Source organism: Steroidobacter flavus (assembly GCF_042651805.1).
GTDB classification, from domain to species: Bacteria; Pseudomonadota; Gammaproteobacteria; order Steroidobacterales; family Steroidobacteraceae; genus Steroidobacter; species Steroidobacter flavus.
In genome coordinates this window covers 38372-54205 of record NZ_JBHSDU010000010.1, presented here as the reverse complement: position 1 = coordinate 54205, position 15834 = coordinate 38372, and the positions used below count along the sequence as shown (strand labels likewise).

The 15834-nt window shown below is 64.5% G+C and carries 16 protein-coding genes and 1 pseudogene; 1 reads left to right on the top strand and 16 read right to left on the bottom strand.

The genetic code is table 11. The features are described from left to right. Positions 1–838 precede the first annotated feature (838 nt). Positions 839–1069, top strand: coding sequence for a carbon storage regulator (locus ACFPN2_RS21620; protein WP_380600466.1), 231 nt, complete (start codon positions 839–841; stop codon positions 1067–1069). 78 nt (positions 1070–1147) lie between these two features. On the opposite strand, the gene ACFPN2_RS21615 is transcribed toward ACFPN2_RS21620, so the two are convergent. From ACFPN2_RS21615 to ACFPN2_RS21540, 16 genes and pseudogenes are all read right to left on the bottom strand, one after another. Next, positions 1148–2152: a relaxase/mobilization nuclease domain-containing protein gene (locus ACFPN2_RS21615; RefSeq protein ID WP_380600464.1), complete on the bottom strand. Its 1005-nt coding sequence runs from the start codon at positions 2150–2152 to the stop codon at positions 1148–1150. Next, entirely contained in the window at positions 2133–2822 is a 690-nt protein-coding gene (gene mobC / locus ACFPN2_RS21610; RefSeq protein WP_380600462.1) for a plasmid mobilization relaxosome protein MobC, read from the bottom strand. The genes ACFPN2_RS21615 and mobC overlap by 20 nt, the downstream gene beginning before the upstream one ends. A 133-nt stretch (positions 2823–2955) precedes the next feature. After that, positions 2956–3081 carry a hypothetical protein gene (locus ACFPN2_RS21605; RefSeq protein WP_380600460.1) on the bottom strand — a complete coding sequence of 42 codons (126 nt, stop codon included), beginning with the start codon at positions 3079–3081 and terminating at the stop codon, positions 2956–2958. Positions 3082–3483: 402 nt separating this feature from the next. After that, positions 3484–3825 (bottom strand): type II toxin-antitoxin system Phd/YefM family antitoxin, encoded by a 342-nt coding sequence (locus ACFPN2_RS21600; protein ID WP_380600458.1) that lies wholly within the window; start codon positions 3823–3825, stop codon positions 3484–3486. A 292-nt stretch (positions 3826–4117) separates the two neighbouring features. After that, positions 4118–4781 (bottom strand): annotated as a pseudogene (locus tag ACFPN2_RS21595) (fumarylacetoacetate hydrolase family protein); the annotation flags it as partial. A gap of 588 nt (positions 4782–5369) precedes the next feature. Beyond that, positions 5370–5753: a hypothetical protein gene (locus ACFPN2_RS21590; protein ID WP_380600456.1), complete on the bottom strand. Its 384-nt coding sequence runs from the start codon at positions 5751–5753 to the stop codon at positions 5370–5372. A 281-nt stretch (positions 5754–6034) separates the two neighbouring features. Continuing rightward, entirely contained in the window at positions 6035–6358 is a 324-nt protein-coding gene (locus ACFPN2_RS21585; RefSeq protein ID WP_380600454.1) for a hypothetical protein, read from the bottom strand. 246 nt (positions 6359–6604) lie between these two features. Beyond that, positions 6605–7435 carry a DUF932 domain-containing protein gene (locus tag ACFPN2_RS21580; RefSeq protein ID WP_380600452.1) on the bottom strand — a complete coding sequence of 277 codons (831 nt, stop codon included), beginning with the start codon at positions 7433–7435 and terminating at the stop codon, positions 6605–6607. Between the two features lie 417 nt (positions 7436–7852). Continuing rightward, positions 7853–8563: a hypothetical protein gene (locus tag ACFPN2_RS21575; protein WP_380600450.1), complete on the bottom strand. Its 711-nt coding sequence runs from the start codon at positions 8561–8563 to the stop codon at positions 7853–7855. Further along, positions 8556–9755 carry an LPD7 domain-containing protein gene (locus tag ACFPN2_RS21570; RefSeq protein ID WP_380600448.1) on the bottom strand — a complete coding sequence of 400 codons (1200 nt, stop codon included), beginning with the start codon at positions 9753–9755 and terminating at the stop codon, positions 8556–8558. Before ACFPN2_RS21570 ends, ACFPN2_RS21575 begins: the two co-directional genes overlap by 8 nt. Continuing rightward, positions 9748–11739, bottom strand: a complete 1992-nt coding sequence (locus tag ACFPN2_RS21565; protein WP_380600446.1) for a type IV secretory system conjugative DNA transfer family protein — start codon at positions 11737–11739, stop codon at positions 9748–9750. The genes ACFPN2_RS21570 and ACFPN2_RS21565 overlap by 8 nt, the downstream gene beginning before the upstream one ends. After that, positions 11729–12823, bottom strand: a complete 1095-nt coding sequence (gene virB11 / locus ACFPN2_RS21560) for a P-type DNA transfer ATPase VirB11 (RefSeq protein ID WP_380600444.1) — start codon at positions 12821–12823, stop codon at positions 11729–11731. Before virB11 ends, ACFPN2_RS21565 begins: the two co-directional genes overlap by 11 nt. Continuing rightward, positions 12795–14018, bottom strand: a complete 1224-nt coding sequence (virB10, locus tag ACFPN2_RS21555; RefSeq protein ID WP_380600442.1) for a type IV secretion system protein VirB10 — start codon at positions 14016–14018, stop codon at positions 12795–12797. Before virB10 ends, virB11 begins: the two co-directional genes overlap by 29 nt. Further along, a complete protein-coding gene (locus ACFPN2_RS21550) occupies positions 14015–14842 on the bottom strand; it encodes a TrbG/VirB9 family P-type conjugative transfer protein (RefSeq protein ID WP_380600440.1) in 828 nt (275 codons plus the stop codon). The genes virB10 and ACFPN2_RS21550 overlap by 4 nt, the downstream gene beginning before the upstream one ends. Continuing rightward, on the bottom strand, positions 14839–15615 hold the full coding sequence (locus tag ACFPN2_RS21545) for a VirB8 family type IV secretion system protein (protein ID WP_380600438.1): 777 nt from the start codon (positions 15613–15615) through the stop codon (positions 14839–14841). The genes ACFPN2_RS21550 and ACFPN2_RS21545 overlap by 4 nt, the downstream gene beginning before the upstream one ends. After that, on the bottom strand, positions 15602–15823 hold the full coding sequence (locus ACFPN2_RS21540) for a hypothetical protein (RefSeq protein WP_380600436.1): 222 nt from the start codon (positions 15821–15823) through the stop codon (positions 15602–15604). Before ACFPN2_RS21540 ends, ACFPN2_RS21545 begins: the two co-directional genes overlap by 14 nt. Between the last annotated feature and the right edge of the window lie 11 nt (positions 15824–15834).

Below are 15834 nucleotides of genomic sequence, written 5' to 3'. Positions count from 1 at the left end.
AACCGTGCGGCTTCAAGACACCGATCCAGTGATGTCATGAGATTGTCCACTTTAGTAGACAACGTCGGCGTCACGGGCCCATGCAGCGAACCGATGCGAGCGACTCCCATCGCAATCGAGATGGCACGATCGACATCGTTTTTCATCTTCACATCAGAATCGCGACATGCGGCGGCGGCAAGCGCATCCTCTCGAGGTCTACGCTCGCAAGCGGTCGTCACCGAAACACGTGCACCTGCCTGGGGTCGAATGAACTGGAGTCGAGCAAACAACCCGAGAGTACTCGTGACATGGACGATGCCGGGCCCATCTGCAGCCGTAACGCTGTGCGATCGTGACCTGCGCCGTCACCCTCGGCCTCGCACTCATCTCGAACGCTTCCACCCGTTCCAGGCCAGGCGACGCCGACAGTTCCTCAGAACTCGGTCACTCTGCGTTTGTCGCCAGAGGAGAATGAACGATACAGGTCAGCTCGGTCGTCTGTGAGTAGTCGACGACTTTCGTTGGCCGCTTTCCCCAGTCCCATGGCGCGGCGCGCCGCTCAGATTTCAACGCCCAGAGTTCCTCGCTTCGCTCGACGGGAAGCCGCCTCGAAAAATCGCCCTCATCCATCAATCCTCACTAGCATCTGGCACCTCAGCCATTGGCCCCGCTCGATCGATGAAGAGCGCGATGCAGCTACCACCATGTATCGAAAAAATTCGATTCGGACACCGCATGAGGGCCTTGGCACAATCGTTCCTGTCCCTTACTCATATGTACGGATCACCCGTCCTATCATTCGTGAGTACGCTGCCTCGGACGGAACCTGAAACCTCGCAGCATACAAGGAAGTCCCATGCTCATTCTGACAAGGCGTGTTGGAGAATCATTGGCGATCGGCGATCAAATCAGCTTCAGGGTGATGCGGATAAAGGGCGGCCGAGTCTGCATCGGCATCCACGCACCGAGTGCGCAGCCCGTCCATCGAAAGGAAGTTTGCGAGCCAGTAATGCGCAGCGTACGCGCCAATGGCTCCGCACCGAGCGCCGTTTCCGCGGACATTCGAACAGATTCGTTTCGTCGCTAATCGCCGCGCCGCCTCGGCCGCCGGCGTCGAACCTGGAGAATCCCTGAGCGTTCTCTACATCGCAGGTGCCCCTGCCCTTCAGCGACTGGGCGACTCGCGCTGAAGCCGCCTTGCCTGCACGCGACGACGCAGATCGTAGGCAAGACGCTCCTTATCCGTCCACGCCGGTGGCAACCCTCGAACGAACCGCTCGACCGCCTCGGCAAGCGCAGGCTGCCCCTCCACCGACAGCCTGCGACTCAACGCCGACCAACCAGCCTCGACTTTCGCCCGAGTGCTGAGTAGGCGAGACTTGCCTGACTCCACACGGATCGCTCCCTGTGACAGCTCACATAGCAACGCTCGTTCCTCACGATGTATTTGGGTGGACGCGCCGCGCCGTGCCGCTCTAAAAATGGCGTCGTGCTTCGACTTTCGACTCTCCCCTCGCACCGCACGCGGTGTCGCATTCGCCTCGATCCCCTCGGCGCGCAGGTGCTTTGCGAATTGCTCGCGCCATCGATGCAAGGTGCGCTTGTCGATGCGAAGCCGGTTCCCCTGCTCGCTGACCGATTTCACCACCGCATGCACGTGGGGATGCGGTTCGTTAGTGTGCATCGCGAACGCGTAACGATGCTTGCCCGCAAATTCGTCGTGGAGAAACTGTCTCGCCGCGCGCATCAGGCCCTCGCTTGCGGTACCTGCGGGCATCGAGAGCACCAGCTTGTGGATGAGCTTCACGGATTTGCGACCCATGCCGGCACTCAGCTGACGCTGACGCCGATAGTCCTCCAAGTCGAGATTCCAATGCTCAATCAATTCCTCAGCGAGTTTGGGGTGTCGTCGCTGCTCGCCCTCGTCCGTCTCTATCGCGAGCGTTCCGTTCCGTCCGATATATCCCACATGATTCGCGACAGCAGGGAGGTTGTTCGATCCCTTGGTGAGCACCTTCACCATGACTTCGGGTGCACGATGGACAGTGCGGGCGATGAGCGCGATCTCGGCGGGCGACAAGCGATCCCGGCGTGCCGGTCCGCCGCGGCCGTAGCTCGTGAGATCGAAGAGCGGCTCCCCGCCCGGAACCCTAACGTTGATCCTCGGCATGGCCCACGGCCCAGCTTCGCAAGTTCGCGTTGAGCAGATCCTTTACGTGTATTCTCAAAGCTTCGCAGACCCTCAGCAACGCTTCGAGGTCCGTGCGCTCGGGCATTGCAGGGTGGCGCCCCACGTTAGCCGCGTGTGCGATTTGATTGAGATTGCGCCCGATCGCCCCGAGCTCGACGACGGTGCCCTTGAGCGCTGCCAATTCTGCCTGTGGTAGCGGCGGCAGCTGACGAAGATGGGCACGAAGAAGCACGGACGCGTAGGTCGCAACCGGCATTCCGCGAGCGGCGGCGCGCTCGGCGAGGATCATCCGGTCATCGCCTCGCAAGCGGATATAGACCCGAGTGCTTTGCCGGCGCAGGCCGGATCTGCTTCGGCGATCCCTGAAGGCAGCCAAGCCTATCTCAGCATCGACCGCACCGCTTCCTCGTAGCGCTCGGTCGATGGTCCGTCTGAACCAGGCAGCCTCGGTGAGATAGGCTTGCGCAGCGACGGATTGAACGAGCGCCTTGGTTTCGGCGGATACCCGAGTCCTCAAATATCTCATCGTCGTCATGGCCACGTTGTCGCCCAGCGGCCGGCGCAGAACAAGGCTCAATTTCGAGGAAAAAACGGCGATTCTTCCCGATGCCTGCAAACCATTGATCTTTCGTAGCTCTGTTCGCCTCATCTAGCGGACGTCTCATGGGATGGTCTTGCGCGCAAGCCACATCCGCCGCTAGTGGAATTGCATAATCCGAGCGCCTCGACGGTAACAAGGGTCTGCTGATGACCCCGCACATCGATCATCTCTTTGATGGCAGCTAAATCAGCTTCGAATAGATGGAACGCTGCTCATTGCCAAGGCCTGCCCGGCCGAGCTTCTCACCGCGCTCGGCATTCAACCACGGCAGAAAGCGGGCGCATTTCCCACCGAACAACGGATTCATCTGCACAAACATCGACGTGAGGTGTTACGGGCCACCGACGCAACGGACGCTCCCCGGCTCCCGCGAACACGGCTCTCACAGGATCGCTAGTTGCCACCGTTTGCGAACCCCGGCACTTCAGGGGGTTGGAGGCGCTGCATGCCGATCGTTCGGTCTGGGTGCACTCACTCTGACACACATATATGTGTGCACCGCTGACCAACCGCCGGCCCGGGCCAGCCTCGCGCGAGCTTTCCAAAGCCTTCCCTTCCCATCTGACCTTGGTTCACTTCACTGTCGCCTCGCATCCCTTCGGGCTTCGGTAAGAAACATTTCGCCGTCGGACTTCGGCAGGCCAACTATGTCCGTATGGAGCTCAGCCCCACACAAATCTGCGCTGTCTTATTCCCGCTACGGCGAGCTTTAGCCAAAGAGCTGCTCGGTCTCGGTCTCGTCCCTCGGATCAATCACTTTCGCAACTGTCACACATCGCTCGAGCAATCCATGGCACCTCAAGTGACCTGCCTCGATTGAATCCAGGCCAATCACCATTACGCGCGGCCTGCCGTAGGTTGCGATCATGAATGATTGCCCTTGCGCCGCCTGCTCAACCAGCCGACACAAGTTCGCTTTCGCTTCGTGAATATCGATCGTCCGCATCTCGCCCCTGCCGATTATCCGTTCGATGAGTTTTACGCCTGCCGCGTCATGGATATCCACCCGATCACGGTCTTTGGCCAATAGTGACGCAATGGGGAGCATCACCTCAAGAGCTCGCCCGCACCTGCGGAAGAAGTTGTCTACTATAGTGATCGTGGTAGTTCTGTGACGGACCAACGTGCGCCTGCGCGCTCTCGCCAGTGGAGCACGACAGCTCATCGCCACCGCGAAGCTCCTCAACGATCCTACAGCGAAGTGAGCCTCATACCCACTTTACAGGATCAAACGTCGTTACCGGGGCGTTCGTTCAAACTCATCGCGCCGACGCGCATATTCGAGTACGCCGCAACTCGGTCCGAGTCATTTCACCTGGAGAAAAGCCGATCTCGCAGCACGATCAATCGCAAGCGACCACCCTCTGGCGTTGCTCACCGAGCCCCTCAACGCCCAAACGCATCTCGTCACCCACGTTGAGATATACAGGCGGCTTCTGCCCCAGCCCTACGCCCGGCGGCGTACCGGTCGTGACGATGTCGCCAGGTTACAAGCTCATGAACCGACTCAGATACGAAACCAGAAACGCCGGCTTGAAAATCATGGTGCGAATCGAACCGTCCTGATAACGGCGGCCGTTGACTTCCAGCCACATCGCGAGATTGTGGACGTCGTCTGCTTCATCGCTCGTCACCAGGTAGGGACCGATCGGACCGAAACTATCGCAACCCTTCCCCTTGTCCCACTGTCCGCCGCGCTCCAATTGAAACGCGCGCTCGGACACGTCATTGAAGATGAATTAGCCCGCGATCGCCGCCGCGCCCGCCGCCTCATTGACATAGCGACACTCGGTGCCGATCACGAACGCGAGCTCCACTTCCCGATCCAGCTTGCTGACTCCGCGCGGCATCATCACAGCGTCACTCGCTCCCGACAGCGCGCTGGTCGCCTTCATGAAGATGATGGGCTCATTGGCAATGGCGGCGCCCGTCTCGGCAGTGTGATCGGCGATTGAGGCCGATACAAAGGAACTTGCCTGACCTGGCAACACAAGAGCCCAATCGAACCGCACAGTCCACCCGAAGCAGTGCATCCACGTTCAACCGCCTCCGCTCGCGCCAGCGGTGCGGGCGCACGTGGTCCGTTGGCGGCCCGAAGGCTATCCTGCCTCATCTCTCCTCCTACCTCATCTCTCCTCCTGCCTCATCTCTCCTCCTGCGCTCACAACCTTGCTGTGACCCGTGTGACCTCTCGGCCCACCCGTTGGTCGAGTGTGGCCGATACGCAGACTGGCGTGTCACGCGTGGTGCCCCTGAATCGCAATCACGCTCTCGAGTTCTATCGGATTCCAATTAGATCTCAGGATGCATTCAGCAATGTTTCGTGACACAGATCGGATGGGACGACCGCCCTGCTCCCTGGTCGGCAGCGGCGACCTCGGCCGCCGCTGCTCGAAGAAGCACCGCGCCGCCGGTCCGAGACGTGCACTCGCCCGAGGCTTCCCATCAGGGCAATGGTGAGCGACACCCTCTCACCCACGCACGAGCGTCGACTCACTCGGCCCGTAGCTGCATGTTTTCCCTGCACGCCTGGTGAGTTCGCGCGCACGGTTGGAAGAGGACACGAGTGCCATGTCCTCTTCGTCCATCACACCGTCAGTTCAGCGCGGGTTGCAGAAGCGCCCGTAGCTGCTGCACCGTGCCCGCGGGCACGTAGGCGCACGGCAGCGTCGGTCGCGCTTGGGTGTTGAAGAGGCTCGTGAAGGTCTCTCGCGTGACGTGCATGAGGTTGCCCGTCCGCTTCACCGCGTGAGGCTGGATCACATCGCCCGCCTTCGCCGCCGTCATGTCGAGCTCGCACTCGACGATCGCGGCGAACCCGAACTTGTGCATCTGAGCATCGGAGGGGCACAGCTCCCAACCGAGGACACACCCCTCGGCCGGCACCTCACGTTCGATCATCAACGTGCCCGTTTCGAACTTGCAGCCACAGACCACACAATCGCCACGGTCGATGGATACATAGGATGCTTGGCTCATGACTCATCTCCGCATTTTCTCGAGGGCGGGATTGCCCGAGCGGCCCACCTCACGTCGGGCGCACGATCCAAGCCGCGGTGGTGGATCGTGGAATAAATGGAGGGGACCCGCCTCCTGCGGGGAGGCGCCGTTTATGCCGCGAAAGTCCGCCAGCGCGGCTTGGATCGTGTGACCGACGTGATAGGCTGTCGCGTGTTGCAAGCACGCCCGCCGATGCTCGGGCCGGAATATTTCGATGACGAGGACCTCGCCACCTGCAGAGGTCCCCATCACCGCCTCGCTCACCAGGCCATGAGCTCCTTCATCCGCCCATCGGCGTGATGTCTCACCACCCGATTGCCGCGGCCCGTCGCCCGATCGAACGCAAGTTCGGTCCATACCGATTCGGGCACGACGATGCGCTGTGACTCGAGGAACCCTCGGATCGTCCGCCAGTCGCTCGGGTCATACGCAAGCTTCAGATCGGCGGCGTAAGCGAACACCGATCCGGTTCGCGCGCTCACCCAGCCAATGTGCAGATAGAACGAGTTCGAAGGACGATCGAAACCAACCGTGACTCGGATCGGATGATCCTCGAACTTCGCATCGACGATGTGACGACTCATGACACGCTCCAGTGCTCACAGGCGACTTGCCTGCCAGAGCGCTCCCGCCGGAGCTCGCTCGTGAAGGTCCAGGCCGCTTCGCGCCCGGCGAGTCTGTCCAGACTCGGCCTGGAGCTTCACGAGCGAGCTCTGGCACGCTGAAGCGTTCAGGCAACCTTTCACCGCTCGCTTCTTCTTTCTGCTCGCACCTCGATTCGAAACAAAACGAGGAAGGGCCGCGAGCGCCCTTCCCCGCATCCATCAACGTTACGCCACGTCGAGCATCGCCCGATCCCACAGACCGACGTTCAAGCGCACGTCCTCCCGAACCGCGCGGATGCCTTTCGTCGTCACCCTGCGATTCGTCGGCGTACGGCGTGACACGCCACCGCGCAGCAGGTGTTCTTGCACCACGTTCAGGGTGCGCCACAGATCACACCCCTCATCCTCGCGACGCTTCGCCTTCAACAAGTCGGCGGGCGCGACCGCAACGCCCGCGACCTCCCCCGGATAGCGCAGCGACAACGCATCGGCGGCAAACGCGAGTCGCTGCGGCACACTCAGTAGCGTGCCTCGCATCGCCTCGATCGTCTGCCCGAGCTCCCCGAACCGCTCGCTCAGCCCGAGGGCCGCCTCCAGGATCTGCGCCGCCACGGTGCCGCGATGAGGCACCTTCCACACCGGAAACGCCCCATCGCCGACGATCAAACCGTTACCGCACAGAGCGCGATAGAGCGCGATCCGCACGTGATAGGAGGTCGAGCCATCGTGAGAGTTGAGTACCAGGATCTCCGGGATCACCTCGTTCACCAACACCTCGGTCCGACGCCGCCGAAAACGCAGCGCATGCGCCGCGGTCGCAGGCTCGCGCGTGCGCGCTTGCGACTGCCGCGCCTCGACGACGCAAAAGCCGGCTTGGTTCATGGTCTCGATCACCTGCGCCGTCGGCACGAACGCATAGCGTGCGCTCATCTTTGCGTGAGGCGCGCTCGCGTACACCGCCGGTGTCAGCGTGCGCAGCTGCTGCGGTGTCATCTCGGCCTCGAACGCATCGGCAAATTTTGCATGCTGTCCCATCAGCCCTTTCGACGTATCCATGATGCAGTCCTCGAGAGTTTTCTCTGGGCGGGATTGCCCGAAGGGCACTTCAATCGCGAGGGGACCGCCATCAAGGATCGTTAGACCGCCGTAGGCGGCGAGCGCGTCGGCGCGCTCGTCCTTGAGGGCGGGCACCTCGCGATTAGACTGGGACGTTCAGCAACCCGCCCTCTTTTGTCTCACTGCCTCTTCTGTTCTTTTCTCATTCGGCACGGCGCCGCTCGCGCCTCGGACGCGACTGCTGCGATCCCGAGCCGAGGTGACCATCGCCGATCGGACCGAACTCAAATTGAAGAGCGGAAGCGGAGTCGATCGACGTGTCAGGAACGGATCGAGGCGCGACACGCCGTGAGCGACGCGCCAAATGATTTGAGAGCATCCGTGCTGCACGGTGTCGCTCTCCCCTATCGTCATCCTCTAACGCACCGGATCATCCCGCTTGCGAGCGCGCGTCGAGGCAGCGTTCTGGGGCGCGCGCTCGCGCACGCGCGGCGCGCGGACCGGCTCGCCCGCGAGGCTCGATTCACGAATCGCCTCCTCCACGAGTTTCACGAACCGCTCCCGATCTGCCGCATCGGGCAGTCGTGCCTCCGCGAGCGCCTGCGCCGCGCGCAGGGTGAGAAATGTCGATTTCAACTCCGGATGCTCCGCGATGGCGCGGGCGCGCTCGCGCTGCGCATCGCGCGCCAAGCGCGCCGCCCGCGCACGGTAGGAGAAGTACTGCACCTTCTCGATCTTCCATTCGTTTCGGTGCGCCTCGCGGGTCGTTCGTGAGATCACCCGACCGTCCGCATCGCGCACCTGATCGGTGACGTTGAATTCGCGCCGCGACACCAATTGCACGCCCACCACGTCCCCGACGCTGGGTTTGGTTTGGGCCTGTTCGAGCGCGCGCTTCAGATCCTTTCCCCACAGACGCTTTTTTTGGCCCACGACGATGAGATCGACGTAGTAGGAGAGCTCCTGGTCGCGTCGAAACTGATACGGCGCGACCCCATGACGTTGCAGCCGCCCGACGATGAGCGCTTGATCGCCGACGAGGCGGCGCTGCGCGCGCGTCGGCAGCGCGCGGTCGCGATCGGCATCCTTGCGGCGATCTCGATCCACGGACCCCGCCCGATCATCCACGACCGCGACTGGCGTCGGGCGCCGATCGCGCCATACGCGGCTCGCGCACGGCCGCTCGCGTGCGCAGTCTCACGGAGCGCAGCGGCTCCCCGCGCTCGAGAGCCGCCGCGAGTCCGCGACGAACGAGCGCCTCGAAGCGCCGTTGGTTCTCGGCGTGTCGCAAGCGCCGGGCGAAGAGCTGCGCGGCGCGCAGCTTAAGATAGGTTCCCGCAAGCTCCGGATGTCGGCGACTTGCGGCCTGCGCCGACACCGACGGATCACGCACCAGGTGAGCCATCGCCTCGCGCGCGGCCCAGAACTCGCGCGTCTCGATCCCATAGCGATTGCGATGGACGAGCCGCGCCGCGTCTTCTGCGCGCTCACCGTTCGCCGCGCTCGGCGCATTCACTCTCACCGCCTCGCCTCCCACGCGACGAAGCACGACCTCCTCGCCCCGCGCGACCCGGCTCAGCGACGCCTGCAACGCGCGCTTCAAATCGACGCCCCAAACATCGACCTCACCGGCCGCGGTGTCGAGCTTGATGAAGTAGGACGAACGCCCCGTCGGCTCGTGTCGATAGGGGGCCGAGCCGTGATCGATCAGCCGCCCCCGCCATTCGCGGGGCGCCGGCGCTCGAGCCGCGCCGGCGTCCTGCGTGCTTTCCGGCGCTTCGATCGACACGCTCGCAGGCGCCATCTGGGCCATTCGCCGCGACAGCGCGCGCGCCAATTGCCCCTGAAGATGGCTACTCGCCGCATAGTCGCGTACCGAGAGTCCCGCGAGGCGCGCGGCGAGCCACATCTGCGCCCTGAATCGATCGGTGCCGGTGATCGTGAGCTGCCGCCAACCGCGCGCGTGCGCGATCGCGACCAGGCTGTCGATCACCTCGCGCTTCTCGCTGCGGCTCGTCAATCGATCGCCACGATCGACGAATGCGCGACCACCGCCGGGAAAATAATAAATGTTACGCGCGACGATGAAGCGTCGCCGGATCGCCTCCGGCATCGCAGGTGAGTGCGAGGCCGATCCGGCCGCGACCGAGCGCGCCGGCGTGGCGCCCGGCGGCGTTGCGTTCGTGCGAGGTTTCGATGCGGGTGCACGCTCACCGGATACGGCTGCCTCGATGCCATTGATGCGCGCGCCGTCCGCCACGCGTTTGCGCTTGGCCGCCTCGGCTCTACGCGCCCGGCGCGTGCGATCTCGTTTAGCCATCCGGTGCCTCCCCGGGCGCCGGCGGCGCGCCCTTCAGCAACGCCAAGAAGTCGTTCGCCGCTTGCGCGAGCGCCTGCTCGCTCAACGCCTCGCCGGCCACCGCCTCCGGAAAGACGACCGATGACAGATCGAGATCGAAGTCCTCGAGCGTCAACGCCTCGATCCGTTCGACATCCTCCACGGTCCCGGGACGGAACTGACGCTCGCTGCCGGCCGGTGCGATCTCGCTTCCAACCGCAGGCGCCGACGGGCTCGCCGGCGTCGAGACGATCGGCTCGATCGCAGGCACGTGCGGCGGCGGCATCACGCGCTTCGCGAGCCACGGCACCGCGTAATAGCGAAGCTTGCGCGCGAGGATCGGCGGCACGCCGTCCATGAAGATGAGCGCCCGATCGGGACCCACATCGCGCACCTCCTGCGGCAGCATCAACGCGCGCCGCTGCTCGCTCACGTTGATGCTCTGAGCGCGATGGCGCTGCCACGCGAAGCCCGCCGGTTTCGAGTGCGAAGTGACGCGCACCGTCGTCGTCCCCAACTCCCGCGAGATCTCCTCGGCCTCCTCGATGTCCTTCGGTGCGAAATAGATGCGGCTCGACAGCGTCTTGAGCAACGTGCGACTGCCGTGTTCGCCATACACCTCGCGCAGTTGCGAGGGAGTTTGCATCACGAACAACGTGCGGATGTTGAAGCCTGGCGTGAAGCCGCTCGCCTCGGCGAGGATCGGAATGCGCCCGAGCGCGGGGCCCTCATCCAGGATCAAGGCGAGTTGATGGCGAAGATCCGGGTTGTGTTCGGGCAGCTCATCGGTTTGCAGCGCGATCGTTTGCTGAAACAACAGCGCAAGGATGGGTTGCAGCCGGTGCAAGTCCTTCGGTCGAACCGCGATGTAGATCGAGATGCGCGTGCGTCGCAGCTGGCGAAGATCGAAATCGCTCGCCGCCGTCGCCGCATCGAGCAGCGGATTGGCCCACAGCTCGAGGCGTGAGGTGAACGTCTTTCGGATGCTCGAGGCGGTCTGGGGGGCCAGATCGATGACATCGAAGAGCGCCCGCGCGCACTGCTCGGGTAGGGGCTGCGCCCCGCGCATGCGTCCCTGGATCACGCGCCGCCAATGCGCCGAGAACCCCTCCTCGTCATCGGCCATGCCCTGCCGCAAAATCTCCCCGACCGTGCGCGGCAGCGAGGGGGTTGCGAATACATACAATCCGATCCCCAAGAACAACGAGCGCGCCGAGGCCATCCAGAACGGATCGGCGTTCGCCGGATCGGCAAAGAGCATGTTGCCGATGAGTTGCAGATCGTCGATCTGCTGAGTCAAGGAGTCGCCCACGTAATCGAGCAGGTTCCATCGATGCGTGCGGCCGTCGGCGGCGAGCGGATCGAAGAGAAACACCTGCTGCCCGGCGGCCGCGCGCCAGCCGGCGGTCAACGTCCAATTCTCTTTCTTGATGTCGACGCAGACGACCGAATCGGCCCAGGTCAGGAGCGTCGGCACGACGACGCCGACGCCCTTGCCCGAGCGCGGCTGCGCCGAGAGCGCGATGCCCTGCTGCCCGGGCAAAGTGAGCAAGCGCCGCTGCCACGGCCACGGGCCGCGCAGCTCACCCAAGATGAGCCCCTGCCCGGTGAGCAATCCGGCCCGTTCGATCTCGGCACGTCGCGCGAAGCGCGCCTCGCCATGCAAGGCCGCGCGTCGAGGTCGCAGCACGATTGCAGCGACCGTTGCGACCGCCGCGACGCCACCCCCCACACACACCACGAGCGTGCGAAGCAGCTGCGGCGAGTCGCGATGGTAGTACCCATAGCGTGCGATCGTGAGCCACGAGGCCTCGCGCACCGACACCCCTAACGAGAGCAGCAAGAAACAGCCCGCGAGATACTGTGCGACGAGCAGCGCCGCGACGACCGTCGCGACGAGCGCCACGACCCGCCGTGCATCGCGCGAGCCGACCGAGGGGCGGTGCGTGTTCGCTTCAGCGGCCATCGCGACCTCGCTGCCGGTGCATCGGGCGATACCAGATTTCTTGGATGAAGCGCTGGTGGTTCGAGACCCCGAACTGCACGACCACGTCGATCGAGCGATGCAGCAGTTGCTTGAGGTCCGCGCGGGCGAGCTCCTGGCCACCGCTACTTTGTTTGATCATGAGCACGAGCTGCTCGAAGGCGAGCGCGGCGCTGCCGGCGTGGACGCTCGTGATGGAGCCGGGATGCCCGGAGTTCACGTTGCGCAAATAATCGAACGCCTCCTCCGCCCGCAGCTCCGCGAGCAGGATGCGATCCGGGCGCATGCGCAGGCACGATTCCAACAACTGCTTCGGCGTGACGCGCGCGACGCCCTGATCGTCCTTGCTGTAGAAGAGCCGCACGTGATTGGGATGCGCATCGAGCACCAGCTCCTGCGCATCCTCGATCGTGATCAATCGCTCGTGCCGCGGAATCTCACCGATGAGCGCCTTCGTGAAGGTCGTCTTGCCCGAGCCGGTCGGACCCGACACCACGATGTTCTGCCGGCTCACGACCGCGAGCTGCATGAACTCGACGTACGCACGCGCCTCGAGCAGGCGCGCAAGCTCGCGCGCCGTCGCATCCGGCGATGCGTCGGGCGCACGCGTCGATGCGAACAGGCCCCGCTCGGCGAGCTGCCCGACCGACCACACCGCGCTCGCCGGCCGACGGATCGAGATTGCGACCGTGTGCGCGCTCGTCGCAGGCGGCACGACGAGCTGCACGCGCTCCCCGGAGGGCAGCGATGCGGACAAGAGCGGCGAGGTTTCATCGACCCGCTGACGCGTCGCGTGTGCGATCAACTTCGCAAGACGCAGACACCACGGAAAATCCGCCGCCGAAAGCGTCTCGCGCCGCCAGCCGCGCGCGGTCTCGACATACGCCTCACCCGGCCGATTGATGCACAGCTCGGTGACGGTGGGATCCTCGAGATGGCACCGCAGGGGCGCGAGCGTGAGCGCGAGCGCCGAACGCTCCATGCCCAGCGCCTCGGGGCCCAGCGTCTCGGGGCTGTGCGTGCCGAGCGCCGCGGCGCTATCGATCGCTCGTGGGCCGAAGCTCATACACGCTCCTGAAATCCAGATCTCGCGCCACCAACACCGCGATCCGCTCGCCGTTGGCGAGGGTGACGGTCGGGGGAATGTGGATCGTGCTCTCGAGCACCTCCGTCATGATGTCGGAGGAACCGGCGGGATTGACGGTGATGGACGTGCCGCGGGCCTCGCGCTGCACGGCCGCCTGCACCGCCCCGTCGATGACCGACACCAAGATCGCCGCGCCAAATCGATCCCAGAAATGTCGATCGACCGCGCCGGGCAGTCCCGAGCGACCGAGCGCATCGGTGCCCGCAGAGGCGAGCGTCACGACGACGCCCGTCGGCGTGCGCGCCTCGGTCCACAGCACGAACACGCGATTTGTGCCCGCACGCACCTCCCCGCGCGTCTCCCCGATCAACTTGCTGCCGCGCTCGAGCAACACGACCGAGCCATCGGCGCCAAACGTATCGGTCGCCGTCACACAGGTCGTCATGCCGGGGAGCGAGGAGTCGATCGCAGTCTCGAGCGTGCAATCCAAAAATGCGCCTTTCGGGAGTAACAATCGTCGAGTCGGCAGCACCCGCGCCTGCGCCGCGGGCAGTACGGTCGGGGTCAAGCGCTCCGCCAGTTCACCGCCACTCGCCGGTGTCGCGGCCGATCCCGGCATCCCGAACGCCGGCATCGCACGGGCGGCAGGGTCAACGCTCGCCGCGAGCGGCATCGGCGTCGAGGCCGCGACGAACGCCTCGCCACTCAAGCGTCGATCTGGCGTCCGCGATCGCGCCGGCGGCATCCCCGTCGAGGACGTGCGATCGCGCACGTCACGAAAGAGCACTGATGCGGCGTCCTCATCGAACGACGTTTCTTCCGGCAACGCCGGTGGCGGTCCCAACACGCGCTCGATCAGCGGCGGATCGATTCGGCCCAGGGGCGGCAGCGTCGGGGCGGCACTCACGGTGCGATCGTTCGTGGGCGCGGCAGCACGCGGCCGCGACAGGGCGTGCTGGTAGTACCACACGAGAAAGGTCGTGCCGACGAGCGCGCCGAGCCCCAACGCCACGAGATTCGTGACGCGCGTTTGCACCGACAGCGCGCGCTGCGTCGGACTCACGCCGCGATCGCCCGGGATCGTGTCCTGCTCGCGATCTTCATCCGATGCGACGCCGTCCCGATCGCGGCGAAACACCTCGAGCCCGCGTATGAGTCGTGACCATCCACTCATGGCGCGCCTGCCTTGCGTTCGCGCACGACGGCAGGCGAGACCGTGCCCGAGGGCAACCGCTCGCCCCCGCCTTCGAAACCATGATTGACGATGCAGGCAGCCGATCGTCCGCGCCGCAGGATGAGCGCGCGCACCACGCGATGAATGACGAGCGCATCGCCCTCCACGCTGAAATTGAGCAAACTCTCGGTGCCATCCGCATTGCGCACGAACACCGCCGGCCACTCGGTGCGCGCCCCGAAGGTGAGGCGCGTCTGGACGCCATCATCGACGGCCGCGACGGGCTTCAGCGTCTGCGGCCCGCGATACCAATAGTCCTCGTTCGTTGGCCGCAACGTGCGCGCTCGAGCGAGCTGCGCATCGACGCGTTGCTCAGGCGTCGGCGCACCCTCGCCTGCGACCTGCGGATACGTGAATCGAACGACGTACATCGCCTGGCGATTGGCGGCCTCGGGCACGCCTTGCGCGACGGTGTAGTGAAATCGATAGGCGCGCCGATCGGTGTAGATGACGAAGTTCGTGCCGACGTTCGCGGCGCGCGGCTTCACGATGAGTTGATTTTCGTGCGCACCGAACACGATGCCGTCGAGATCGCCGCCGCCCTGCCCTGCGAAGACCTCACCGCGCTCGAACACGAGCTCGATGCTGTAGCCCACGAATCCATACAGCCGATAGATTTGATCCGGATCGTAAGCGACGCTGCGCACCCGTCGGTCGGTGTCACCTGCGCTCGGCACCACCTCCGCGGGCGCGCGCTCGCCGAGGAACGTGCAGAGGACGATCAGGGCAAGAAGATGCGAAGCTCGCGATAGATCGAACCTCATGGCGTCGTCGCTCCCGTGCTCCTCGCCTCGGTCGCGACCGTGGTCGCGCTCGTGGATTCCTCCTGTCCTAAAACCTCGGGTTCCGGGCGAAAGTCGAGCACCCGAAAGCCGAGCGGATTCCAGACGCGCTCGCGTCGTTCCTGCTCGCTCCACTCGCGTTTGTCGAGCGCCTCGGCGCCCTTCGCGTACGCATAGCGCACCGTCGCAACCCAGTAACTCACGTGATCGACGCCATTGCCGCCGACCCGGCGCACCTTCAGATAACGCACCTGCGCAAGATCGCCCTCGCCGCCGGCCCGGTCGAAGAAACTCACCGAGCGCACCTGGGCACGAATCGTCGTGCCATCCTTGTAGAGGTTCAAGGGCGAGGCTGGATTGGATCGCGCCCAGGCGGCCGCCCAGGCCTGATTGCGCGCGGCCGTATGAAACGATCCGCACTGCGCATAGTCACTTTCGGCGGTCGCGAAGTTGAAGCGCTCGCAGGTCGTGACGTAGAGGTTCAAGAGATGCCGCGTCAGTGCCTGCGGCATCTCTTCGTGGCCGACGAACACCGGCACCGTGTCCACGACCCCGGTCGCGCTATCGACGCGGATCAAATACGGCTCGGTGCGCTTCAACGGACTCATGACGACGATCGCCGTGGTCGCAAGCGCCGCGCACGCCCATCCAGCCCCCGCCGCCCAGCGGGTCGTGCGCAGGGTTTGTCGTCGGTGAGCCTCCCGATCCGCATCCCACGACGCCGCCTCCGCGAGATAGTGATCAACGTCGCTCATGATCGCCGTCCGACTCAGGGGAGCTTCGGTCCTCGGCCACGCTCACTGCAGGCACGTTGATCGGCTCGAACCGTCCATCGCACGAGGGCGCGTTCGAAGCACAGCCTGCGAGCAGGGCCAACGTCGAGACGATCACCCAGGTCGACGCCACGCTCGATAAACGCCGCGTCTCGTGGCCTCGCTCGATCGATGAATTCGTGATCCACATGAAAATGACTC

Coding starts and splice junctions, on each gene's coding strand:
- ACFPN2_RS21620 (WP_380600466.1), top strand. CDS start 839: ATGCTCATTCTGACAAGGCGTGTTGGAGAATCATTGGCGATCGGCGAT.
- ACFPN2_RS21615 (WP_380600464.1), bottom strand. CDS start 2,152: ATGCCGAGGATCAACGTTAGGGTTCCGGGCGGGGAGCCGCTCTTCGAT.
- mobC (WP_380600462.1), bottom strand. CDS start 2,822: ATGAGGCGAACAGAGCTACGAAAGATCAATGGTTTGCAGGCATCGGGA.
- ACFPN2_RS21605 (WP_380600460.1), bottom strand. CDS start 3,081: ATGAATCCGTTGTTCGGTGGGAAATGCGCCCGCTTTCTGCCGTGGTTG.
- ACFPN2_RS21590 (WP_380600456.1), bottom strand. CDS start 5,753: ATGAGCCAAGCATCCTATGTATCCATCGACCGTGGCGATTGTGTGGTC.
- ACFPN2_RS21585 (WP_380600454.1), bottom strand. CDS start 6,358: ATGAGTCGTCACATCGTCGATGCGAAGTTCGAGGATCATCCGATCCGA.
- ACFPN2_RS21580 (WP_380600452.1), bottom strand. CDS start 7,435: ATGGATACGTCGAAAGGGCTGATGGGACAGCATGCAAAATTTGCCGAT.
- ACFPN2_RS21570 (WP_380600448.1), bottom strand. CDS start 9,755: ATGGCTAAACGAGATCGCACGCGCCGGGCGCGTAGAGCCGAGGCGGCC.
- ACFPN2_RS21565 (WP_380600446.1), bottom strand. CDS start 11,739: ATGGCCGCTGAAGCGAACACGCACCGCCCCTCGGTCGGCTCGCGCGAT.
- virB11 (WP_380600444.1), bottom strand. CDS start 12,823: ATGAGCTTCGGCCCACGAGCGATCGATAGCGCCGCGGCGCTCGGCACG.
- virB10 (WP_380600442.1), bottom strand. CDS start 14,018: ATGAGTGGATGGTCACGACTCATACGCGGGCTCGAGGTGTTTCGCCGC.
- ACFPN2_RS21550 (WP_380600440.1), bottom strand. CDS start 14,842: ATGAGGTTCGATCTATCGCGAGCTTCGCATCTTCTTGCCCTGATCGTC.
- ACFPN2_RS21545 (WP_380600438.1), bottom strand. CDS start 15,615: ATGAGCGACGTTGATCACTATCTCGCGGAGGCGGCGTCGTGGGATGCG.
- ACFPN2_RS21540 (WP_380600436.1), bottom strand. CDS start 15,823: ATGTGGATCACGAATTCATCGATCGAGCGAGGCCACGAGACGCGGCGT.